The organism is Sphaerisporangium rhizosphaerae, assembly GCF_042665155.1.
GTDB lineage: Bacteria > Actinomycetota > Actinomycetes > Streptosporangiales > Streptosporangiaceae > Sphaerisporangium > Sphaerisporangium rhizosphaerae.
This window is the reverse complement of sequence record NZ_JBHTCG010000003.1, coordinates 246,903-269,499: the sequence shown is the minus strand read 5'-3', so window position 1 is coordinate 269,499 and position 22,597 is coordinate 246,903. Positions and strand designations below refer to the sequence as shown.

Below are 22,597 nucleotides of genomic sequence, written 5' to 3'. Positions count from 1 at the left end.
TGGCACATGAAAGGCGAGCTGACCGCGGCGGTGCGCCGCGGCGCCGTCGGAGAGATCCGCGACCTGCTGAGCGCCGGCGCCGATCCCGACGAGCGCGACACCGACACCGGGCTCAACGTGCTCATGATCGCTTCCGGCCGCGCGGACGCCCCCGCCGTGCGGGCGCTGCTCGACGCGGGGGCCGACGTCTTCACCACAGACGCCAAGGCCGGGGCGACCGCCCTGCACAAGGCCTGCCAGGGCGGCAGCGCGCAGGTCGTGCGCGACCTGCTCGGCGCCGGCGCCTTCGTCGACGCCGTCGCCGCGACCACCGGCCACACCCCCCTCATGGACGCCCTGTGGTTCAAGTGGCCGGGCATCGTCGAGGTGCTCCTGGACCACGGCGCCGGGCTCAACCTGTCCACCCACTACGGCTTCTCGATGAAGGAGCACTTCGCGTACGAGCTGAACGTCAACACCTTCGGCAAGGAACGCCTCATCGAGTCCGACAAGCTGCTGCGCGCCCGGCAGGAGTCCGACGACGCGGCGGCGGCCGGGCACGCCCTGATGAACGCCGTCACCGGCGGTGACCTGGCCAAGGTCCGCGAACTGCTCGCCGAGGGGTTCCCCGTCGACACCCGCTGGCCGATGGTCAACGGCTTCAACGACGACCACACCGCGCTGCTGGTGGCCTGCCGCGACGGGCACACCGAGATCGTCGCCGAGCTGCTGGCCGCCGGGGCCGACGTCAACGCCGTCGAGCCGACGTTCGGCGCCGTCCCGCTGCACAAGGCCGTCTACAACGGGCACGCCGACATCACCGGCCTGCTGGTCGCCCACCCGGAAGTCGACCTGGCCTTCCAGGGCGCGACCAACGGCTACAGCCCCCTGCACGACGCGCTCTGGCACGGCTACGCCGACTGCGCCCGCATCCTGGTCCAGGCCGGCGCGCCGCTCGGCCTGACCGGCCACGACGGCAAGACCCCGCTCGACCTCGCGCGCGAGGTCCTCGGGGACGATCACGAGGTCACCGTTCTCATAGCGGGAGGCGGCAATGCGCGACACTGAGGCCCTGGTCGTCGGCAGCGGGTTCGGCGGCGCCATCGCCGCGCTGCGCCTGGCGGAGGCGGGCGTCCAGACGCTCGTGCTCGAACGCGGGCGCCGCTGGCCCATCACCGACGCGCACGACACCTTCGCCACCTACGACAGCCCCGACGGCCGGGCCGCCTGGCTCAGCCCGGTGACCGTCGCCCCGGCCCAGGAGGGCCTGCCCATCGACGTCTACACCGGCGTGCTCGAACGGGTCAGGGGCGAGGGCATCGACGTCCTGGTGGGCGCGGGCGTCGGCGGCGGCTCGCTGGTCTACAACACCGTCCTCTACCAGCCCCGGCGCGACCTGTTCGGCCGGGTGATGCCCTCGTGGCTGAGCTACGACGAGATGGACGAGGTGTGGTACCCCAAGGTCCGCGAGGCCGTCGGGGTGTCCACCATGCCCGCCGACGTGCTCGCCCACGAGCGCTACCGCGGCCAGCGGGTGCTGCTGGAGGAGGCCGCCGCCGCAGGGATGACCGCGCGCCTGTTCGAGCTGGGCCTCGACTGGGACGTCATCCGCGCCGAGCTGGCCGGCGCCATTCCCCCTTCGCAGATCGCCGGCCAGGTCTGGTACGGCGCCAACAGCGGCGCCAAGCGCAGCCTGGACCGCACCCACCTGCCCAGGGCCGAGGCCACCGGCAAGGTCGAGGTGCTGCCGTTGCACCAGGTCACCGACGTGCGCGAGAACGGCTCCGGTTACCTGGTCACGGTGGACGAGCTCGACGACAACGGCCGCGTCGTCGCCCGCAGGGACATCCACACCAAGCACCTGTTCCTGGCCGCCGGGTCGGTCGCGACGACCAAGCTGCTCGTCCGCGCCCGCGACACCGGCGCGCTGCCCAAGCTGGCCGACTCCGTCGGGACGCGCTGGGGCGCCAACGGCGACCTGGTCATCATCAGGAGCGGCCTGCCGCCCACCGGGCCGAGCGAGGGCGGCCCGGCGGGCGCGGTGCTCGAAGACCTGGACAACCCGGTCGCGCCCATCGCCATGGCGGCCATGCCCATCCCCCAGGCCAAGATGCCCGAGGGCTTCATGGGCCTCATCGGCATGGGCCTCGGCCCGGCGAAGGGCACCTTCTCCTACGACGGGCGCACCGACACCGTCGGCCTGACCTGGCCCAAGGACGACCCCGAGGCGACCGTCATCGCCGACGGCGCGCGCGCGGCGTTCGAGCGGCTCGGCACCGGCAAGATCGAGGCCATCGACGCCGGCCTCACCGGCCACCCCTGCGGCGGGGTCCCCCTGGGCCTGGCCACCGACGAGTACGGCCGGGTGAACGGCTACCCGGGCCTGTACGTCGTGGACGGGGCGCTCCTGCCGGGCGGCAGCGCCGCGTGCACCAACCCCGCCCTGACCATCGGAGCGCTCGCCGAACGGGCGCTCGCCGCCATCATCCCCGACATCGTGGAGGAATAGACACCGATGAGCAGCCCCAAGCACGCGGCGCTGGTGACCGGCGGTTCGAGCGGCATCGGCCTGGCCGTGGCCGGCGCGCTGGTCGCCCGCGGGCACGCGGTGACCATTCTCGGCAGGGACGAGGGCAGGCTGCGCCACGCCGCCGACCGGCTCGGCGCCGAGGCCGGCCTCGGGGACGGGGCCGTGCACACCGTGGTCGCCGACGTCGCCCAGCCGGCCGCCGCGCACGCCGCGGTCGCCGCGCACATCGGGCGCTGGGGGCGGCTCGACGTGCTGGTGAACAGCGCGGGCCTGCTCGCCGCCGGGCCCTTCGAGTCCTACAGCACGACCACCATCACCGAGGTGCTGGAGGTGGACCTGCGGGCCACCATCCTGTTCTGCCAGGCGGCGCTGCCCTACCTGCGCAAGGTCGCGCGCGAGGGGCGCCCGCTCATCGTGAACATCGCCTCCATCTCCGGCAAGCGCGCCGACCCCGGCTTCTCGCTGTACTGCGCGGCCAAGTTCGGCGTGGTCGGCTTCACCGCCGCCCTGCACCAGGAGCTCGCCGGCGAGGGCGTCGGCGCGTGCGCGATCTGCCCGGGGCTGGTCGACACGCCGATGGCCGACTGGGCGCGCTCGTGGGCGTCGCGTGCGTCGATGCTCCGTCCCGAGGACATCGCCGGCGCCGTCATCCGCCTGCTCGACATCCCCGCCGGCCAGGTCCCCGCCGAGCTCGTCCTGTCCTGAGCTCCCTGTCCCCCTTTCCGCCCCCTCCCCGAGCACGGCACCCGGTCGTCCCCGCCGGGTGCCGTGCTCGCCCCGTCTGGCGTGGTGCCGGGTCCGGGCGGGAGGACCGTCGTAGGCTCGTGGCGCCCCGCCCGGCGGCGCTCCACCGAGGAGGTTCGTGAGCACCGGACGCTCTCCCACGTTGCGCTATCTGGCCGGCTCCACCGAGGCGACGCACGCCTCGTGGCTGGAGCTGTTCTTCGACCTGGTCTTCGTGGCCGCCGTGTCCGAGCTGGCACGCCTGCTGCACGGCGACCTGACCTTCCATGGGCTCCTGGTGTTCTGCGCGCTGTTCGTCCCGGTGTGGTGGGTGTGGATGAGCTTCGCCTACTACGCCGACCTGTTCGAGACGGACGCGACGCACTTCCGCATCGCCCTGCTCGCGGGGATGTTCGGCTCGCTGGTGCTGGCCAGCACGATCGGCGTCGCCATCTCCCCCGACGGCCGCACGCTGGACGGGGCGCACGGGTTCGCGCTGGCCAACGCCGCCCTCCAGGCCATCCTCGTGGGCCTGTACGGGTACGCGCGCCGCGCCGCCCGCGCGCCGGGGACCGCCCCGGACGCGCCCGGGGCCCCGCGCCCCGGCGCCGGCCGGGACGCCCCGCAGAGCCCCCCGCAGAACGCCGCGCTGCGCCAGCTGTGCGGCATCTACGTCGCGGGGTTCGGCTGCGGCGGCGCCCTGTGGCTGGCCTCGGTGGCCGTGTCGGCGCCCTGGCACCTGGCGCTGTGGGCGCTCGCGCTGCTGGTGGAGATCGCCACGCCGTTCGTGGCGTACCTGACGGTGGCCTCGCCGCCGGCGCACGCCTCCCACCTGCCCGAGCGGCTCGGCCTGTTCACGCTGATCGTGCTCGGCGAGTCGGTGCTCGCCGTGGCCTGGGGCGCCCGGGGCGCCCCCTCGACGCCGAGCGCGCTGCCCGTCGCGTTCTTCACGTTCGTGATCGCCGCGTGCCTGTGGTGGGTGTACTTCGAACACGTCGACCACCGCGTCATCATCAACGCGCTGACCAGCGGGCGCTCCTCGCTGGTGCGCGGGTTCGCCTACGGGTACGGCCACCTGCTGATCTTCGCCGGGCTGGCGGCCACGGCCGTCGGGTCGGAGGCCCTCATCGAGCACGCCGCCGAGGCGCACATGCCGGCCGGCGCCGGCCTCGCGCTCACCGGCGGCGCCGCGGCGTTCCTGCTGGCCACGACCGCGGCGCACCTGGTGATCCGCCGGCCGCTGGCCCGCAGGCTGGTCGCCGTCCGCGTCGCCGCCGCGCTCGGCGCCCTGCTGCTGGGCCTCTCGTCCACCGCGTTCTCACCACTGGCCGAGACGGCGGCGCTGGCCGGCCTGCTGGTGCTGCTCACCTGGGCCGAGGTCAGGCATCGGCGGGAAGCGCCCGGCACGACGTAGGCGCCGCGCCGTCCTCCTCCGCCGCCGCTGCCGCCCCTGGGGAGGCCGGCGGCCCGGGCAGCCGCACCTGGAACCGCGTGTCGCCGGGGCGCGAGCGCACGGTGATGGACCCCCGGTGCCGCTTGGTGACGATGCGGTGCGACAGGTGCAGGCCGAGCCCGGTGCCCGCGCCGATGTCCTTGGTGGTGAAGAACGGCTCGAAGACGCGCGGCAGCACGGCGGCGTCGATGCCGGGGCCGGTGTCGGCCACCTCGACCAGGATGCACCCGCCCTCTCCGCGCACGCTGACGCGCAGTTCGCCCCGCCCTCCCATCGCGCCCGCCGCGTTGTCCACCAGGTTCGTCCACACCTGGTTCAGCTCGGTCGGGTAGCCGGGGACGCGGGGCAGCGGGGGGGCGTAGTCGCGCACGACCGTGATGCCCGCGAGCTTCGGGCGCAGCATCGCCAGCGTGGACTCAAGGCCCTCGCGCACGTCCACGTCGGACTCCGGCGCGCGGTCCAGGTTGGTGTACTCCTTGGTGTTCCTGACGATCGCCGAGACCCGCGTGCCGGCGTCGCGCACGTCCATGACGCACGAGCGGATGCGCAGGCTCTCCGACAGGTAGCGCAGCGCGGCGGGGAGACGGGCGTCGAACACCCGCGCCCCGAGGTCGTCGAGCCAGCCGGTGTCCAGGCCGCGCTCGGCCAGCAGGGGCGCGAGGGAGGACCCGTCGCCGAGCCCGTGGTCCTCCAGCCAGTCCTGCAGCTCCTCCTCCAGCAGGCTCACGCCGAGCGCGTCGCCGGGACCGCTGCCGCGCGGGCGGGCGAGCCAGTCGCGCCGCGCGTCCGCGAGGGCCGCGCGTTCCGCCTGCTCCGCCGTCTGGCCCCAGGTCTCCGCCGCCGCCTCCAGCTCCTCCACGGCGTCGTCCAGCTCGCCGATCGCGCGGATCACGGCGGAGGCCGGGTTGTTCAGCTCGTGGGCGATGCCCGCGGCCAGGGTGCCGAGCGAGGCGAGCGTCGAGCGCCGGCCACCGCTCACGATCATGTCCTGCGCGCGCAGCGCCAGGACGGGCACCACCATCTCCGACACGCGCGGCGCGCGCACCAGCATCTGCAGGAAGGTGTCGCGGTCGTAGAGGGCGACGCGGCTGTGGCCGACCGAGGTGGCGGTGGCCAGGTAGGCGTCGCCGGCCAGGACGCACAGCTCGCCGGTGAAGGTGTGGGCGAGCATGGCCCGCTCCTCCGCGCCGTCCCGGGTGGAGTGGCGGGCGAGCACCTCGTCCCGGTCGTCGACCACCTTGGAGATGAGCAGCTCGCCGTCGAGCAGGACCACGAAGAAGCGCGCGGGGGCGCCCTCGGCGAACAACACCTCGCCGTCGCCGAGCTCGTGTGAGCGGCCGCTGTCGGCCAGCCATCGGTACTGCTCCCCGTTCAGCCCGTCGAACAGGGGATGCGCGCGGAGTTCGTCCGGAAGGAGATCTGCTGCGCCCATGGGCGGGCTCCTCTCGGGGCAGGTGCGGCCCTTCGCCCTACGGCTCCCAGGCCAGGTGTGTCGGAGCCTCGCACCGGCGTCGGCGGGCGGTCAAAGGATCCGGGCGCACTTTGTCGGGTACGCGCGCCCGCGCGAGGCGGCGGGGACCCGATTCGCGGGACTAAATCAGGTCCGCGATGGCCCGCCCGGGGGGCGTACCTACGCTGAAGGTCTCGATTGGAGCACGTCCCGATTCTGGAGGCCGCCATGGCCTGGTGTTCCCCCGTGGACGAGGAGGACGGACAGACGTGAGCGACGAGACGGGCAAGCCGGTCATCCTGGCCGTGGACGACGATCCGCAGGTGCTCAGGGCCGTACGGCGGGACCTGCGCGCCACCTATTCCGGCAGCTACCGCATCCTCGGCGCCGCCTCCGGCAAGGAGGGCCTCGGCATCCTCGACGCGCTGGACGAGCGCGGCGACGATCCGGCGCTGTTCCTGGTGGACCAGCGGATGCCCGAGATGGCCGGGGTGGAGTTCCTGCTGGAGGCGGGGGCGCGCTACCCCGAGGCGCGGCGGGTGCTGCTCACCGCCTACGCCGACACCGACGCGGCCATCACCGCGATCAACCGGGTCCGGCTGCACCACTACCTGATGAAACCGTGGGACCCGCCGCAGGAGCGGCTGTTCCCCGTGCTGGACGACCTGCTGTCGGACTGGCTGGCCGCGCACCGGCCCGCCTACCGGGGCATCAAGGTGGTCGGCATCCCGGTCTCGCCGGCGACCCACGCCGTGCGGGACTTCCTGACGCGCAACGAGCAGCCGTTCCGCTTCCTGGACGTCGACGCCGACCCCGAGGCGCGGCTGCTGGCGGAGGGCCGGCGGGAGGCGCTGCCGCTGGTCTTCTTCGCCGAGGGCGACCATCTGGCCGCGCCGAGCGCCGCCCGGCTCGCCGAGCGGCTGGGGCTGCCCACGGCGGCGGCGCGCCCGCACTACGAGACGGTCATCATCGGGGCCGGCCCCGCCGGGCTGGCGGCCGGGGTGTACGCGGCCTCGGAGGGGCTGTCGACGCTCATGGTGGACTCCGACGTGCCGGGCGGGCAGGCGGGCACCTCCAGCCTGATCGAGAACTACCTGGGCTTCCCCACCGGGCTGGCCGGCAGCGACCTGGCCCGCAGGGCGGTCTCGCAGGCGCGCAGGTTCGGCGCCGAGCTGCTGTACCCGGTGGAGGTGACGGCGCTGCGCCGCGCCGACCCGGCGCGGGTGATCACGCTGGCCGACGGCACCGAGATCAGCGCCGAGACCGTGCTGCTAGCCATGGGCGTGTCCTACAACCGGCTGGACATCCCCGGCGCCGACCGCTTCGCCGGGGCGGGCCTGTACTACGGCGCGGCCACCACCGAGAGCCAGTCGTGCACGTCGGAGCACGTCCACGTCATCGGGGGCGCCAACTCGGCGGGGCAGGCGGCGCTGCACTTCGCGAAGTACGCGCGCCAGGTCACCATGCTGATCCGGGCCGCCTCCCTGGAAGCGGGCATGTCGCAATATTTGGTGGACGAGATCCGCAGGACGCCCGCGATCGAGGTCCGGCTGGGCACACGGGTGGTGGAACTAGGCGGTGAGGAGCACCTGGAGCGCATCACGCTGGCCGACGTCGCCACCGGCGAGACGACCGAGCAGGAGGCGCGCTTCGTCTTCACCTTCATCGGCGCCCGGCCGCGCACCGGGTGGCTCGACGGCGTGGTGGAGCGCGACGACCACGGCTTCCTGCCGACCGGCTCGGAGATGCCCGCGGGCGCGTGGAGCCTGGAACGCGAGCCGTACCCGCTGGAGACCAGCGTGCCGGGCGTCTTCGCGGCCGGCGACGTGCGCGCCCGTTCGGTCAAGCGGGTCGCCTCGGGCGTCGGCGAGGGTGCGATGGCGGTCGCCCTGATGCACCGCTATCGCTCCGGCACCTGATTCCCCAAAAGCCATATCACAATCAGCCGGTCGATCTTTAGAATTCACATACTTTAAACGCGGAACATATTGTCAGCCGACAGAGATCACAGCGACAATGTGTACATGTCGGATATTTTATCGGGCAAGGTGGCTCTGATAACCGGGGCCAGCAGTGGAATCGGCGCGGCGGCCGCGCGGGTATTCACCCGCGAAGGCGCCGCCGTCGTTCTCGTCGCACGGCGAGAACGCGAATTGGGCGACCTGGTGGACGAATTACGGGGAAAGGGTTTCGAGGCCGTCTACGCGGTGGCCGACGTGACCCGCCCCGAGGACGTCGACCGGGCCGTCTCCACGGCCGTCCGCGAGTACGGACGGCTCGACATCGGCTTCAACAACGCGGGGCTCGGTGTGGAGCGTTCCCCGATGCACCTGCTCGACGACGCGGTGTTCGACGCCGTCATCGACGTCAACCTCCGCGGGGTCTGGCACTGCATGCGCCGGCAGATCAGCCAGATGCTGGTCAACGGCGGCGGCTCCATCGTCAACACCAGCAGCGTCGGAGGCCTGGTCGCCACGCCGGTGGGGGCGCCGTACGTCACCGCCAAGCACGCGGTCATCGGGCTCACCAAGGCCGCCGCCGCGGAGTACGCGGGGCAGCGCATCAGGGTCAACGCGATCGCGCCGGGGACGACCAGGTCGGAGATGATCGACGCCTGGTTCGCCCTGCGGCCGGAGATGGAGGAGCTGCTGCGGGCGGCGACCCCGCAGGGCAGGACCGCCGAACCCGAGGAGGTGGCCGAGGCGGCCGCCTGGCTCGCCAGCGACCGCGCGTCCTTCGTGACGGGCGCGACGCTGCCGGTGGACGGCGGTTACACCCTGGTGTAGTCCGGCACGGGGCCGGTGGAGGCGGCCCCTGCGGGATCGAACCGGGAGAGCCGGTCGGGCGGCACGATGCCCGGCAGCATCAGGCGCCAGAAGTCGGTGAGCCGCTCGTGCAGGTCGCGGCGGCGCGTCACGGCCTGCGAGACGATCTGGGCGCCGGTGAAGGCGGCGACCACGGTGGCGGCGGCGGCGTCCACGTCGACCTCCGGCCGCAGGTCGCCCTCTTCACGGGCCTTCAGCAGCAGGTCGCGCGCGCCGTCCTGCCACATCACGTGGGTGGTGAAGTCGCCTCCGGAGAACGTGCCGTGCTCGATGGCCAGGCGCACGCTCGCCCGTGAGATGACGTTGTCCAGCAGGTCGCGGGCGAAGCCGTGACAGGCGTCGATGAGCACCTGCAGGGCCGCCGACTCGCCGGACACCAGCATGGAAAGGAGGGTCTCGTCGGCGGCCAGGATCGCCCTGGCCAGTTCCTCCTTGGAGGCGAAATGGAAGTAGAGCGCGCCTTTGGTGACTCCGCAGCGCTGGAGGATCTCGGCCATCGTCGTCGCCGCGTAGCCGCACTCCTCGAACACCTCGGCCGCGCCTTCGAGGATGCGCTGTCTGGTGGCCCGCGCACGTGCCTGTTTCGCCATCGCGGAAGTGCTTCCTCCTAAAAAAAACCGGTCGGTCGGTATTCTACGCCCTCGACCCCCTCGAGGGCAGCAGCTCTAGAGAGGTGGTACCCCATGGCTACACCCGATGTGCTGGATTTATCCGCCGATCCAGCACTTTTTGAGCAGACCGTCCCTCGGCAGTTGGTCCATCGGAGCGCGGTGTCCGAGGTGATGATCACCGGGTGGCGGGCCCTCGACGAGAAGACCTCCGTGGTCGCGGCCCAGTGGCCCCGGGCCCACGGCTTCTACGGACCGGCCGGGGGATGCCACGACCCGCTGCTGGCCGCCGAGACCATCCGCCAGGCGGGGCTCGTGGTGAGCCACGCGCAACTGGACTGCCCGCTCGACCGCCGCTTCCTCATGTGGGACCTGTCCTACGAGGTGAACCTCGCCGGCCTGGCCGTCGGCACCGGCCCCACCGACCTGACGCTCCGCTTCACCCGCAGCCAGGTGCGCCACCGGGGAAGCACCCTCGCCGGGCTGCGCGGGCACGTCGACTTCTACCGGGACGGGCGGCTGGTCGGCATGGGCGAGGGCAGCTTCGACTGCGTGTCCCGGGCGGCCCACGACCGGCTCCGCGCGCCGAGCCTGGCCGGGCGGCCCGCGCGCGACCGGCCGCTCGCCGACCCGGTCGACCCGCGCCTGGTCGGCCGGGACCGGCCCTTCGACGTCGTCCTCGGCGTGCCCCTCGACCGCACGCCCGAGGAGGGAGCCTGGCCGCTGCGGGTGGACCCCGCGCATCCGGTGCTGTTCGACCACAGCCTCGACCACATCCCCGGCATGGCCCTCATGGAGGCCATGCGGCAGGCGACGCTCGCCCTCACCCACCCGCTGCCGCTCGCCCCCGTCAAGATGTACGCCACCTTCACCCGGTACGTGGAACTGTGGGGCGCCGCCGTCGTCCGCGCCCGCGTGGAGGGGGAGGCGAGCGGCGGCGAGGTGCCCGTCCGGGTCTCCGTCGAGCAGGACGGCGAGGTCGCCGCCGCCGGCCTGGTCTACGCCGGCCCGATCCCCTCCGGTGCCGTGACCGCCTAGGCCCGCCGGGTCGGCCGGGCGGCTCGATGCCCGGCACGCCGGGCGGCGACGTACCTCAAGGTGCTCCCTCCGGAACCGCCCGCCGGTAGCGGCCGGCCAGCGCGCGGATCTCCGCGACGAGTTCGGGCGGCCCGGTGACCTCGAAGTCGGCGCCGAGCATGCCGAGATAGCAGGCCAGCATCCGCGGCGTGTCCGAGCCGACCTCGGCCACGCAGGCGTCATCGCCCAGGGGTTCCACCCGGACGCCGGACGGCAGCCGGTGGCGGGCGGGCGGCGGACCAGAAGGCGTGTCGCCCGCCCGTCGCGGGACGGACAGGTCAGGCGGTGCGCGACAATCTTCGTATGGCGGAAACGCTCTCCGGTGCGATCGAGTTGCCCGACGGCGTCTGGGTCCGCGGTCGCGGCCTGCGGCGGCCCCTGCCCGGCGGGCCGGTGCCCGGCTACGGGCTCTACCTGGGCTCGGCGCGTCTCCAGCGCCGCCACCAGGACGCCCTGGCCTGGCCGCACGAATGGATCCGCTGGCCCGACTTCCTGCTGCCGGTGGACCGGCACGCCGCCGCGCGTGCTGTCATCCGCCTGCACGCCCACGCCCGTTCGGGCTCGCCGGTGGAGGTCGCCTGCGGCGGAGGCGTCGGCCGCACCGGCACGGTCATCGCCTGCCTGGCCACGCTCGCGGGGCTCGGGCCCGACGAGGCGGTCGCGTGGGTCCGCGAGCACCACCACCCGAGGGCGGTCGAGACGCCCTGGCAGCGGCGCTGGGTCGCCTGGTTCGCCGGCGAGCCTCCGGCCGATCCGCAGGACGGCCCGCCCGCCGGTGATGGTTGACCCGGCGGCCGGGGGCGGGGCATCGTAGGGCGGATGACCAGCGATGAGACGCGGGACGGGGTGCCGCTGACCAATCTCGGCGGGCCGCTGTTCGACGGGGCGAACGCGACCAAGCGCGATCTGGTCGACTATCTCGACGCGGTCCGCGACCGCATCCTGCCCGTGCTGCGCGACCGCCCGCTGTCGGTGCTCCGCGTGCGGCCGGGGCAGGCGCCGTTCATGCAGAAGAACGTCCCGAAGTACACCCCGTCCTGGGTGCGCACGGTGTCGGTGTGGGCGGAGACCTCCCACCGGCAGGTGTCCTACGCGCTGTGCGACGACCGGCGGACGCTGCTGTGGTTCGCCAACCAGCGGGCGGTGGAGTACCACCCGGCGCTGGTGCGCGGCGACCACGCCACCCACCTGGTGCTCGACCTGGACCCTCCGGAGGACAACGCCTTCCCGCTCGCCGTTCAGGCCGCCCGGCTCGTCCGGCAGGCGCTGGACGAGGCCGGGCTGGCGGGCGCGGTCAAGACCAGCGGGGCCAAGGGGCTGCACATCTTCGTCCCGGTGGCCGAGGGCGTCGCGATGGAGGACCTCGCCGCCGCGACCCGGGCGCTGGCCGCGCGGGCCGAGCGCGTCGACCCCGCGCTCGCCACGACGGCGTTCATCCGCGAGGACCGCGAGGGCAAGGTGTTCCTCGACTCCACGCGGGCCGGCGGGGCGACGGTGGTGGCCGCCTACAGCCCGCGGGTGCGGCCGGGCGCGCCGGTCTCCTTCCCCGTGGCGTGGGAGGACCTGCCCCGGGTGTCGCCGGCCGACTTCACCGTCCACACCGCGGCGCGGCTGCTCGGCGACGGCGACCCCTGGGCCGAGCTGATGCCCCCGCCCCAGCGGCTGCCGGACGACCTGGTCGAGCAGGGGCACACCATCCCGGTGGCCCGGGTCCAGGCCATGCACGAGGGCAAGCGCCGCGCCCGCGCCCGCCGCGGCGAGTGACGCGCGGCGTCCGCTCGCCCCCGCCGGATCCCTCGTGTCGCGCAGTATCCTCGCGATCCTCGCGATCCACGCGCTCCGGCACAGAAAGGGACAAGGCGCCAATGACCACCGAACGGATCCCCCCGCCCGTGATCGGGGACGAGCGCGCGATGTTGCGCGGCTTCCTCGACTACCAGCGCGCGACGCTCGCCATGAAGTGCGACGGCCTGTCCGACGAGGAGCTGCGCCGTCGCTCCATGCCGCCGTCCACGCTGTCGCTGCTCGGGCTGGTGCGGCACATGGCCGAGGTCGAGCGCGCGTGGTTCCGCCGGGTGATGGGCGGCGAGGACGTCCCGCTGGTCTGGTCCGACGAGGGCGACTACCAGGTCGCCTACGACGCGAGCGGGGCCACCCGGTCGCAGGCGTTCGCGGCCTGGCAGGCGGAGGTCGAGCACGCGCGCCGCATCGAGCTGCGGACTCCGTCCCTGGAGGTCACCGCCCACGCCGCCCGGTGGGAGCAGGACGTGTCGCTGCGCCTGGTCATGCTCCACGTGCTGCTGGAGTACGCCCGGCACAACGGGCACGCCGACCTCATCCGCGAGGGCGTCGACGGCACCGTCGGCGCCTGACCCCGCCCGCGGGGGCGGGCCGTCGGCCGGCTTCACAGGGGGGCTTTCCGGCGTGGCCACCAGCGGGTTGAGCACGCTGGAAGAAGACGGCGGGGCCCGGGATCGTGAAAGCTTCATCCGGCGCCGCGCGGCCACGGACACCGAGACGTGGGCCGCCATACGCTGATCGATGATCCGACCGCCGCGACCGTACCGCCTTCTCGGGCTCTGGAACGGTCCGCGGCTCCCCGATAGAAGGGCAACACATGTCGTCGCAGGAGAACACCACGCATACGCCGGCACGGCGCCGGGGCCGCGGAAGGTTACGGGCGGGCGCGGTCGGCGCGCTCCTCGTCCTGGTCATGGGGCTGTTCACCACGGCCGCCGGCGCCGACCGCGCCGCGACCGAGCCGACCGAGGGGCCGGCCCGCTTCGCCCCCGGCTTCGTCCACGGCCGGGTGGCCGTCGACGGAGGCTTCGTCCACTACGTGCGGGGCGGGTCCGGCCCGGCCCTGGTGTTCATCCACGGCTGGCCGGAGACCTGGTGGATGTGGCGCAAGGTCATGCCCGAGCTCGCGCGCGACCACACGGTGATCGCCATCGACCTGCCGGGCCTCGGGGCCTCCTCCATCCCCACCGGCGGCTTCGACAAGGCCGCCGCCGCGCGGCGGGTGCGGCAGGCCGTCAACCGGCTCGGCTTCACCCAGGTGCAGCTCGTCGGGCACGACTTCGGCGCGCTGATCGCCTACCCGTACGCCCGCGACTTCCCCGGCGAGGTGACCCGCCTGGCCGTGCTGGAGACGCCCCTGGCGGGCTTCGGCCTGGAGGACCTCTACGGGATCAGCTGGCACTTCCGCTTCAACATGTCGCCGAAGCCCATCCCCGAGACGATCATGGACAACGACGACGTCCCGACCTACCTCGGCATGATGTTCCAGTTCAGCAAGCACCCTGAGCTGATCGACCGCGAGACCTACTACGCCGCCTACGCCGACCCGGCGCGGCGCAGCGCGGGGTACGAGTACTACCGGGCGTTCCCGGCGGACGCCGAGAACAACAAGGCGAACGCGAGCACGCGGCTGCCCATGCCGGTGCTGGCGATGGGCGGGGAGTTCTCCTTCGGCCCCGGCGTCGGCGCCTCCTTCTCCCAGGTCGCCGACGACGTGCGGCCGGTGGTGGTCCCCGATGCCGGGCACTACATCCCCGAGGAGAACGCGCCCTTCCTGACCGACTGCGCCAAGCTGTTCTTCGGCGCCACCGCCACCACGCCGGACCGGGCGGAACTGGCCGGCTGCGTCCGCTGATCCCCTGGATGTGCCCGGCCCCTTACGGCGCCGGGCACATCGCCGTTTTACATAAGGCCATATTCCGATGGTTTTGGTAGGGTATGCGGGTGGATTTCGACTTCACCATGGCGATCGGCTCGTTCCTCGTCGCCATCGTCGTCGGCCTGACCGGCATGGGCGGCGGCGCACTCATGACACCCATGCTCGTCACCTTCTTCGGCGTCCCCCCGCTGGCCGCCGTCTCCAGCGACCTGGTCGCCGCGGCGGTCATGAAGCCCGTCGGCAGCCTGGTCCACCTCCGCAGGGGCACCGTCCATCTCAGGATGGTGGGCTGGCTGTGCGCGGGCTCGGTCCCGGCCGCGTTCTGCGGCGTGCTGATCGCCCGGGCGCTCGGCGACGGCGAGGACGTGCAGAAGGTGATCCAGAAGGCGCTGGGCGTCGCGCTGCTGATCGCCGCCACCGGCCTGGCCGTGCGGGGCTACCTGGCCATGCGCGACAACGCCGAGCGCAGGACCGCGGCCACCGGACGGCGCACCGCCGAGCCGGGCGAGCCGGCCGCCACCGCCCCGCCCGCCGCCGTCCCGGTGCGTCCCCTGCCGACCGTCGTGATCGGCGTCATCGGCGGGCTCGTGGTCGGCATGACCTCGGTCGGCTCCGGCTCGCTGATCATCGTGGCACTGCTCGCCGTCTACCCGGCGCTCAAGGCCAACCAGCTCGTCGGCACCGACCTGGTGCAGGCCGTCCCCCTGGTCATGTCGGCGGCGATCGGGCACCTGATCTTCGGCGACTTCCAGCTCTCGGTCACCGTCGCGCTGCTGGCCGGCTCGATCCCGGGCGTGTACATCGGCTCGCGCATCTCCTCGCGTGCGCCGGGCGGGCTGATCCGCCGCGCGCTGGCGTTCGTGCTGCTCGCCTCGGCGCTGAAGATGTTCGACGTCTCGACCACGGCGACCGTCTGGGTGCTCGTCGGCGTGCTGGTCGCCGCGCCGGTGTTCTGGATGTTCCTGCGCACCCGGCACGGGCTGCCCGCGCTGCCCTGGGCGCGTGGCGCCGCCACGCCGGCCGAGACCGGCCGGCCGCCGGCCGACCTGTAACGGGCCTCGCGGGCGGTCGTAACGGGCCTCGCGGGCGGTCCTGTGGCCGTGCGACCAGGCCCGGCGAAATCACCGGAAAAAAGTGCCGCGCCCGGGGAACCTCGGCAACTCATGCTCGTTGTACACGGTGCACAGCGTTTCGACGTCCCCCCTTGGAGTAGCATTCATGCGCAAACTTCTCCTGCCCGTCGCGTTCGCCGCCGGTGTATTCCTGCTGGCGCCGCAAAGCGCCCAGGCCGCCACCAGCGCCACCTCCGCGTCGTCGGCCACGGAGACGGTCTCGCAGCTCAGGTCCCGGGTCACCGTCTCCTACCCCAAGGCGATACGGCGGGGCTGGCCCGCTCGCTATACCTTCAAAGTCACCAATCCGAACCAAATAAACAACGACGCGCTCGTCCTGCGCACCGACCTGCCGCACGGCGTCGTGTCAAAGGTGCGTTTTGTGACAAAACCGGGCGGCGCCTCCTGCGGAACCCGCAAACGGAATTCGGCCGGGAACTACGAGATCTACTGTCTGGTGCGCTCGCTCAACCACAGCAGGATCACCATGTCGTTCAACGTCTGGATCTCCACCAGGTACGGCGGCAAGTTCAGGGCCAACCACTACTGGGCCCCGGTGAGCCTCGGCGGCGGCAGCGTCCGCGACCACGTCGAAGAGCTGACCAGAGACGACCTCATCGGCCGCAGCTGGACGAAGATCGTCTGACCGCCCCGGCCCCCACGCCGAGCCCCCGTCGCGCGACGCGGCGGGGGCTTCGGCTGCCCGGGTGGACCCGTACGGCGGTACGGCATCGGATGAGTCACCGGCGGATGAGGCTAGGCGGATGACGCTAGGCGGCGAGAGTGTCCAGGACGCCTTGGCCGTATTTGGCGAGTTTGTTCTCGCCGACGCCGCTCACCTTGCCCAGCTCGTCCAGCGAGGTGGGCATCATGGTGGCGATCTCGCGCAGGGTGGCGTCGTGGAAGATGACGTAGGCGGGCACGCCCTGCTCCTTGGCGGTGGCCGCGCGCCAGGCGCGCAGCCGCTCGAAGACCGGCACGGCCTCCTCGGGGAGGTCGGCGGGGGCGCCCTTTGCGGTCTTGGCGGCCTTCGCCGCGGCGCGCGCGGGGCGCTCGGGGTCACGGCGCATCGGCACCTCGCGACGGCGGCCCAGCACCTCGCCGCTCGCCTCGGTCAGCACCAGGGTGCCGTAGTCGCCCTCGACCGCGAGGAGCCCCTGGGCCAGCAGCTGACGCACCACGGCCCGCCATTCGGACTCCCCGAGCTCGGTGCCGACCCCGAACACGCTCAGCGAATCGTGCCCGTGCTGGACGACCTTGGGGGTCGTCCGCCCGAGGAGGATGTCGATGATCTGGCCGGCGCCGAACTTCTGCCGCCGCTCGCGCGCCAGGCGCACGACGGTGGACAGGAGCTTCTGGGCGGCGATGGTGCCGTCCCAGGACTGCGGCGGGGTCAGGCAGGTGTCGCAGTTGCCGCAGGGGACGCCCTTCTGGCCGAAGTACTCGAGCAGGCGGGCGCGGCGGCACTCGACCGTCTCGCACAGGGCCAGCATGGCGTCGAGGTGGGCGGCGAGGCGGCGGCGGTGGGCGTCGTCCCCCTCTGAGGTGTCGATCATCTTGCGCTGCTGGACGACGTCCTGGAGCCCGTAGGCGAGCCAGGCGGTGGAGGGCAGGCCGTCGCGCCCGGCGCGGCCGGTCTCCTGGTAGTAGCCCTCGACGGACTTGGGCAGGTCGAGGTGGGCGACGAAGCGGACGTCCGGCTTGTCGATGCCCATGCCGAAGGCGATGGTGGCGACCATGACCAGGCCGTCCTCGCGCAGGAACCGCGACTGGTTGGCGGCGCGGGTGCGCGCGTCGAGGCCCGCGTGGTAGGGCAGGGCGGCGATGCCGTTGGCGACCAGGAACTCGGCGGTCTTGTCGACCGAGGCCCGCGACAGGCAGTAGACGATGCCGGCGTCGCCGGCGTGCTCGGTGCGCAGGAACGCGAGGAGCTGCCGCTTGGGGTCGCTCTTGGGGACGATGCGGTACTGGATGTTCGGCCGGTCGAAGCTCGCGACGAAGTGGCGGGCGTCGCGCAGGTTGAGCCGCGTCGCGATCTCGGCGTGGGTGGCCGGGGTGGCGGTCGCGGTGAGGGCGATGCGCGGCACGTCGGGCCAGCGTTCGTGCAGCATGGACAGCGCGAGGTAGTCGGGCCGGAAGTCGTGCCCCCACTGGGCGACGCAGTGGGCCTCGTCGATGGCGAACAGCGAGATCGCGCCGCGGTCGAGCAGCCGCAGCGTGGCGTCCACCCGCAGCCGCTCGGGCGCGAGGTAGAGCAGGTCGAGCTCGCCGGCGAGGAAGGCGGTCTCGACCTGGCGGCGCTCGTCGATGTCCTGCGTGGAGTTGAGGAAGCCCGCCCGCACGCCGAGCGCCGTCAGGGCGTGGACCTGATCTTGCATGAGGGCGATCAGCGGCGAGACGACGATGCCCGTGCCCTCGCGCACCAGCGCGGGGATCTGGTAGCACAGCGACTTGCCGCCGCCGGTGGGCATGAGCACCAGCGCGTCATGACCGGCGACGACGTGGTCGATGATCTCTTGCTGACCCTCACGGAACGACGCGTAGCCGAACACGCGGCCGAGCACCCGCAAGGCGTCCGACGCCTGGAGGCCATCGTCGAGGGAGGTCATCGCGTCATTCTATGAGCCGCCCGCACCCCCCGAAGGCGAACGGCCCTCCCTGTGGACGACCGTCCAGGACCATGCTCTGCCTGTGGACAACCCCTCGCGCTCGAACTCCTTGGGCGACCGCCGAGTTCGCCGTGCGTGGACGCCCCGACCCCGGCCTGTTCCTTCGGAGGAGCGCCCGGCCGGTGGGGGCCGGTTTCCCTATAACGGCCGTTGATCCAGACATAGGACGGTATTTACATCTTTTGTCAGCTGAGATAACAGTGATCTGCGCATGATCGGCGCGCATCCCCCCCGGAGGTACACCTTGCGGCGATCGTCCAGATTGCTCGGCGCCATCGGCATCTCCCTGGCGCTGACCGCCACGACCGGCGGCGTCGCCGCCGCCCACGCCGTGCCGCGCATCAGCGTCATCGACGGCCGCACCCAGCCCGTCTTCTCCTACGCCGGCGCCGTCCGCGAGCACATCAGGGTGGAGACCCCGGTCGACAGCGACGGGGACGGCAGGAACGACCTGGCCGCCGTGGACCTCGTCCGGCCCAGGGAGACCGAGCAGGGCCTGAAGGTCCCGGTCATCATGGACGAGAGCCCGTACTACGACACCGTGGGACGCGGCAACGAGGCCGAGCACAAGGGGTACGACGCCTCCGGGCTGCCGGTCAAGTTCCCGCTGTTCTACGACAACTACTTCGTGCCGCGCGGGTACGCCGTCCTGCTGGTGGACATGCTCGGCACCACCAGGTCCGACGGCTGCCCGGACGTGGGCGCCGCCGCCGACATCGCGGCGGGCAAGGCCGTCATCGACTGGCTGAACGGCCGGGCCAAGGGCTACAACCCCGACGGCAGCCCGGCCACGGCGAGCTGGGCCACCGGCAAGGTGGGCATGGTCGGCAAGTCCTACGACGGGACGCTGCCCATCGCGGTGGCGGGCACCGGCGTCCAGGGGCTCGCGACCATCGTCCCCATCTCGGCGATCAGCAGCTGGTACCGCTACACCCGCATGAACGGGGTGCTCTACACCGAGGACTACATGCCGTGGCTCGCGGAGACCATCGACTCCGACCCACCGGCCAAGTGCGCCGCCATGCGGCAACGCCTGCACGAGGGCCAGGAGGACGCGACGGGGAACTACAACGCCTTCTGGGCCGAGCGCGACTACCTCAAGGGCGGCCTGGCCGACGTGAGCAAGGTGCGGGCCAGCGTGTTCGCCGTGCACGGGCTCGGCGACACCAACGTCAAGACCGACAACTTCAGCACCTACTGGGAGGCCCTCGCCCGGCGCGGCGTGCCGCGCAAGCTGTGGCTGTCGCAGTACGGGCATGTCGACCCGTTCGACTACCGGCGCGAAGAATGGGTCGACACGCTGCACGCCTGGTTCGACCAGTGGCTCCACGGCATCGACACCGGCGTCCTGCGACAGCCCAGGGCGGACGTGCAGGTGGCGCCCGCGCAGTGGGTGAGGCAGGCCGACTGGCCGGCCCGCTCGCTGGACCTGCCGCTGTGGCTGCGCCCCGGCCAGGACGCGCAGGGAAGCCTCGGACCGCTGCCCCCGCGCGGGGGCACGACCGCGAGCTTCACCGACGACCCGTGGCAGACCGAGGACCAGATGGTCTCCGACCCGACGGCCGCCTCGCCGAACCGGCTGGTGTTCCTCACCCCGCCGCTGAAGCGGGCCGTACGGATCTCCGGCACCCCGCAGATGGACATCCGCGCCAAGGTGGACCGCCCGGGGGTGAACCTGACCGCCCTGGTGGTCGACTACGGCGAGGACGAGCGGCTGGACTTCTACAACTCCGGCGGCGGCATAAGGACGCTGGCCGACGAGAGCTGTCACGGCGAGAGCACGGCCGACGACGACGCCTGCTACCGGCGGACCGAGACCGTCACCACGCGCCTGCCGCTGGAGATCGTGGCCCGCGGCTGGCTCGACGCCCGCAACCGCCGCTCCCTCACGACCTCGCAGGATCTGACGCCCGGCAAGGAGTACCGGCTGACCTGGGACACGCTGCCGGCCGACTCCGTCGTCAAGGCGGGCCACCGCCTCGCGGTCGTCCTGGCCGCGAGCGACGCGAGCGAGACCATGACCGACCCGGCGGACCCGGCCCCGGCGACGGTCACCGTCGACCTGTCCGGCAGCCGGATCCGGCTGCCGCTGGCCGCGCCCCCGGCGGGCCAGGACTCCGCCCCGGCGACGACCATGGACTTCGCCCCGGCTCCTGCCGAGGGACAGTGGCGCGGGCCCAAGGACGTCGTGCTGCCGCGGCCCTCGCGCGACCTGTTCTGATCTCCACCCCGGCAAGGGCTCCCGCCCTCGCCGGGGGCTCCGCTCCCGCGCCCGGCGGCGCGGGAGCGGGGTCAGAAGGTCCTGCCGGTGATGTAGTCGGTCAAGGCGAGCGCGGCGCCGGCGACGTCGCGGACGGGGTGGCGCTTCTCGGCCGACTGCCAGGAGTAGTACGCGCCCCCGTACCCGACGAAGACCCACAGGGGCAGCCCCACGTCGGGGCGGTGGACCAGCAGCGCGGGCATCTGCTCGCGCAGTTCGGCGTCCACGCCGAGGGCGGTCAGTGACTCGTGCAACCGCAGCAGCTTGGCCCGCTCGTCGCGGACCTCGGAGGTCGTGCCGCCGGTCGCCTCCCGAATGGTGATCGCGTCCATGTACGTCCTTCCACACACCCCGCAGTGCCGGGACGGCCGGTGGGCGTCGGCTCCGTACTGCGCTGGAAGGCCTTCGCCCCACCGAAATGCCTTATTTAAGACAAACACCGCCCCCCGCGCCCGGAGACCCCACCGGCGCCCCACACTGTCGCCGCCGCGTCCCCCTACGGCCGGGACCCGCCGCGATAGCACCATGGCCGGCCGCGATATAAGTCCAGGTGGCGCCTATCGGCCGCGGGTCCGCCCGTCACCCCTGAGCACCATGGTGTTGAATTGGCGGGTGACGACGATCGCGCCCACCGGAGAGCAGCACACCATCGAGGCCGGCGGCCTGCGCGCCGTCGTCACCGAGGTCGGAGCGGGCCTGCGCTCCCTCACGCACGACGGCCGGCCGCTCGTCATGGGCTACTCCGAGCACCGGACCCCGCCCGGGTCGGCGGGGGTGCCCCTGCTCCCCTGGCCGAACCGCGTCCAGGACGGGCGCTACACCTTCGACGGCCAGGAGCGGCAGCTCGCGTTGACCGAGCCCAAGTTCGGCAACGCGGCGCACGGCTTCACCCGCACGCTGCCCTGGCGGGTGCTCATGCGCGACGAGGCGTCCATCACGCTGGGCCTGCGGCTGTTCCCGCAGACCGGCTACCCGCACATCCTCGACCTTTCGGTCGCCTACACCCTGGACGGCTCGGGCCTTGCGGTCGAGATCGGGGTGGTCAACCTTGGGGACACCCCCGCGCCGTACGGCTTCGGCGCCCACCCCTACCTGACGGTCGGCGAGCCGCTCGACGAGGCCGTGCTCACGCTCCCCGCCGCCGAGTGGGTCGCCGTGGACGAACGCAAGATCCCGGTCGGCAGGCGCCCGGTGGAGGGCACCCCGTACGACTTCCGCGCCGGCCGCCCGATCGGCGAGCTGTCCCTGGATACCCCGTTCACCGGCCTGACCCGCGACGCCGGCGGGCGCGTCCGGGCGCGGCTCGCCACCGCCGACGGCACGCGCGGCGTGGAGCTGTGGGGCGGCGAGGGGGTCGAATGGCTCCAGCTCTTCACCGGCGACTCCCTGTCCGGGGAGCACCGGCGCGGCGGCCTGGCCGTGGAGCCGATGAGCTGCCCGCCCAACGCCTTCCGCACCGGCGAGGACCTCATCCGCCTCGCCCCCGGCGAGAGCGTCGCCCACCACTGGGGCATCACCCCGTTCCAGCGCTGAGGCCGCCTCCGGCCCGGCCGGACACCCCGGGCCCCTCGCCGGCCTCGCCGGACACCCCGAGCACCTCGCCGGCCCCGCCGGGCGCCGGGCTCCACGGCCCGGCCCCGGCGGCCGGCGATCCGCCTACTTGCGGGCGCTGATCAGCGCGAGGGGGTTGTCCGGGGCGTCGGCCTTGGCCTTCTCCATCCGCTCGCCGAGCTCCTGGAGCTTGTTGCGGCCCATGGCCTCCCGCACCTGCGGGAACCACTCCTGCTCCTCTTCCTCCACGTGGTGGCGGACGTTCTCCATCAGGACCGTCATCTTGGCGTCGTACCGCTCGTCCTGCGGGTCGAGGTCGCGCAGCTCCGACAGCATCCAGACCACGACGTGGTGCTCCTCGACGCTCTCCAGCACGTGCTCGGCGGTGTCGGGGACGTCCTGACGGGCCGTCGGGTAGAAGATCTCCTCCTCGATGTAGGCGTGCGTCGTGAGCTCGCGGATGACCTGCTCGACGATCCGCTGCTTCTCCTTGTAGGCCTTCTCGCCCGCCTTCTCGAACTCCTTGAACAGCTTCTCGACGGTCTTGTGGTCGTCCTTCAACAGCACGATGGCGTCCATCGACGGTCTTCCCCTCTGACTCGTGTGGTCCTGGTTACCTCGCTTCCTCCTGGGAGAGATTTAAACCCGCAGGCAGGAGATCGCACCGACACCAAGCGTCAT

At 72.7% G+C, this 22,597-nt stretch carries 21 protein-coding genes; 15 read left to right on the top strand and 6 right to left on the bottom strand.

The features are described 5' to 3' along the window. The first annotated feature begins 6 nt into the window (after positions 1-6). From ACFQSB_RS06215 to ACFQSB_RS06200, 4 genes are all read left to right on the top strand, one after another. Positions 7-1,047: an ankyrin repeat domain-containing protein gene (locus ACFQSB_RS06215; RefSeq protein ID WP_380824836.1), complete on the top strand. Its 1,041-nt coding sequence runs from the start codon at positions 7-9 to the stop codon at positions 1,045-1,047. Next, positions 1,034-2,488, top strand: coding sequence for a GMC family oxidoreductase N-terminal domain-containing protein (locus ACFQSB_RS06210; protein ID WP_380824835.1), 1,455 nt, complete (start codon positions 1,034-1,036; stop codon positions 2,486-2,488). Before ACFQSB_RS06215 ends, ACFQSB_RS06210 begins: the two co-directional genes overlap by 14 nt. Positions 2,489-2,494: 6 nt before the next feature. Then, positions 2,495-3,214: an SDR family oxidoreductase gene (locus ACFQSB_RS06205; protein WP_354838531.1), complete on the top strand. Its 720-nt coding sequence runs from the start codon at positions 2,495-2,497 to the stop codon at positions 3,212-3,214. Positions 3,215-3,371: 157 nt separating this feature from the next. After that, entirely contained in the window at positions 3,372-4,646 is a 1,275-nt protein-coding gene (locus tag ACFQSB_RS06200; RefSeq protein ID WP_380824833.1) for a low temperature requirement protein A, read from the top strand. On the opposite strand, the gene ACFQSB_RS06195 is transcribed toward ACFQSB_RS06200, so the two are convergent. Further along, positions 4,612-6,117 (bottom strand): sensor histidine kinase, encoded by a 1,506-nt coding sequence (locus ACFQSB_RS06195; protein WP_380824832.1) that lies wholly within the window; start codon positions 6,115-6,117, stop codon positions 4,612-4,614. The genes ACFQSB_RS06200 and ACFQSB_RS06195 overlap by 35 nt on opposite strands. 287 nt (positions 6,118-6,404) lie before the next feature. Between ACFQSB_RS06195 and ACFQSB_RS06190 the strand changes: the two genes are divergently transcribed. Further along, positions 6,405-8,054, top strand: a complete 1,650-nt coding sequence (locus ACFQSB_RS06190; RefSeq protein ID WP_380824831.1) for an FAD-dependent oxidoreductase — start codon at positions 6,405-6,407, stop codon at positions 8,052-8,054. A gap of 105 nt (positions 8,055-8,159) precedes the next feature. Further along, the gene (locus tag ACFQSB_RS06185) at positions 8,160-8,921 is read left to right on the top strand and encodes a glucose 1-dehydrogenase (RefSeq protein ID WP_354838519.1); all 762 of its coding nucleotides are present in this window, start codon (positions 8,160-8,162) and stop codon (positions 8,919-8,921) included. Here ACFQSB_RS06185 and ACFQSB_RS06180 read toward each other — a convergent pair. After that, on the bottom strand, positions 8,906-9,550 hold the full coding sequence (locus ACFQSB_RS06180) for a ScbR family autoregulator-binding transcription factor (protein WP_380824830.1): 645 nt from the start codon (positions 9,548-9,550) through the stop codon (positions 8,906-8,908). The two genes, ACFQSB_RS06185 and ACFQSB_RS06180, sit on opposite strands and share 16 nt — an antisense overlap. A gap of 93 nt (positions 9,551-9,643) precedes the next feature. Here ACFQSB_RS06180 and ACFQSB_RS06175 point away from each other — a divergent pair, with 93 nt between their 5' ends. Next, the gene (locus ACFQSB_RS06175; protein ID WP_380824829.1) at positions 9,644-10,606 is read left to right on the top strand and encodes a ScbA/BarX family gamma-butyrolactone biosynthesis protein; all 963 of its coding nucleotides are present in this window, start codon (positions 9,644-9,646) and stop codon (positions 10,604-10,606) included. A 55-nt stretch (positions 10,607-10,661) separates the two neighbouring features. On the opposite strand, the gene ACFQSB_RS06170 is transcribed toward ACFQSB_RS06175, so the two are convergent. Next, a complete protein-coding gene (locus ACFQSB_RS06170) occupies positions 10,662-10,862 on the bottom strand; it encodes a WCX domain-containing protein (protein ID WP_380825055.1) in 201 nt (66 codons plus the stop codon). Between the two features lie 86 nt (positions 10,863-10,948). Between ACFQSB_RS06170 and ACFQSB_RS06165 the strand changes: the two genes are divergently transcribed. The 6 genes from ACFQSB_RS06165 (at position 10,949) to ACFQSB_RS06140 (ending at position 16,082) form a co-directional block, all read left to right on the top strand. Next, positions 10,949-11,431, top strand: coding sequence for a protein-tyrosine phosphatase family protein (locus ACFQSB_RS06165; protein ID WP_380824828.1), 483 nt, complete (start codon positions 10,949-10,951; stop codon positions 11,429-11,431). 33 nt (positions 11,432-11,464) lie between these two features. Continuing rightward, positions 11,465-12,409 carry a DNA polymerase domain-containing protein gene (locus ACFQSB_RS06160; RefSeq protein WP_380824827.1) on the top strand — a complete coding sequence of 315 codons (945 nt, stop codon included), beginning with the start codon at positions 11,465-11,467 and terminating at the stop codon, positions 12,407-12,409. Between the two features lie 101 nt (positions 12,410-12,510). Next, positions 12,511-13,017, top strand: a complete 507-nt coding sequence (locus tag ACFQSB_RS06155; protein WP_380824826.1) for a DinB family protein — start codon at positions 12,511-12,513, stop codon at positions 13,015-13,017. 245 nt (positions 13,018-13,262) lie between these two features. Beyond that, entirely contained in the window at positions 13,263-14,300 is a 1,038-nt protein-coding gene (locus tag ACFQSB_RS06150) for an alpha/beta fold hydrolase (protein WP_380824823.1), read from the top strand. An 83-nt stretch (positions 14,301-14,383) separates the two neighbouring features. Beyond that, complete coding sequence (locus ACFQSB_RS06145; protein ID WP_354838498.1) at positions 14,384-15,376, top strand: sulfite exporter TauE/SafE family protein; 993 nt, start codon at positions 14,384-14,386, stop codon at positions 15,374-15,376. Between the two features lie 166 nt (positions 15,377-15,542). Continuing rightward, on the top strand, positions 15,543-16,082 hold the full coding sequence (locus ACFQSB_RS06140) for a hypothetical protein (protein WP_354838495.1): 540 nt from the start codon (positions 15,543-15,545) through the stop codon (positions 16,080-16,082). 124 nt (positions 16,083-16,206) lie between these two features. On the opposite strand, the gene recQ is transcribed toward ACFQSB_RS06140, so the two are convergent. Continuing rightward, positions 16,207-18,045: a DNA helicase RecQ gene (gene recQ / locus ACFQSB_RS06135; RefSeq protein WP_380824821.1), complete on the bottom strand. Its 1,839-nt coding sequence runs from the start codon at positions 18,043-18,045 to the stop codon at positions 16,207-16,209. Between the two features lie 304 nt (positions 18,046-18,349). Here recQ and ACFQSB_RS06130 point away from each other — a divergent pair, with 304 nt between their 5' ends. After that, positions 18,350-20,326, top strand: a complete 1,977-nt coding sequence (locus ACFQSB_RS06130; RefSeq protein ID WP_380824819.1) for a Xaa-Pro dipeptidyl-peptidase — start codon at positions 18,350-18,352, stop codon at positions 20,324-20,326. A gap of 71 nt (positions 20,327-20,397) precedes the next feature. Here the strand turns inward: ACFQSB_RS06130 and ACFQSB_RS06125 are convergent, their stop codons facing one another. Continuing rightward, positions 20,398-20,697, bottom strand: a complete 300-nt coding sequence (locus tag ACFQSB_RS06125) for a hypothetical protein (RefSeq protein ID WP_380824818.1) — start codon at positions 20,695-20,697, stop codon at positions 20,398-20,400. A gap of 280 nt (positions 20,698-20,977) precedes the next feature. Between ACFQSB_RS06125 and ACFQSB_RS06120 the strand changes: the two genes are divergently transcribed. Then, positions 20,978-21,898 carry an aldose 1-epimerase family protein gene (locus ACFQSB_RS06120; protein WP_380824817.1) on the top strand — a complete coding sequence of 307 codons (921 nt, stop codon included), beginning with the start codon at positions 20,978-20,980 and terminating at the stop codon, positions 21,896-21,898. A 123-nt stretch (positions 21,899-22,021) separates the two neighbouring features. Here the strand turns inward: ACFQSB_RS06120 and ACFQSB_RS06115 are convergent, their stop codons facing one another. Next, positions 22,022-22,495, bottom strand: coding sequence for a hemerythrin domain-containing protein (locus ACFQSB_RS06115; protein ID WP_354838480.1), 474 nt, complete (start codon positions 22,493-22,495; stop codon positions 22,022-22,024). Positions 22,496-22,597: the final 102 nt, after the last annotated feature.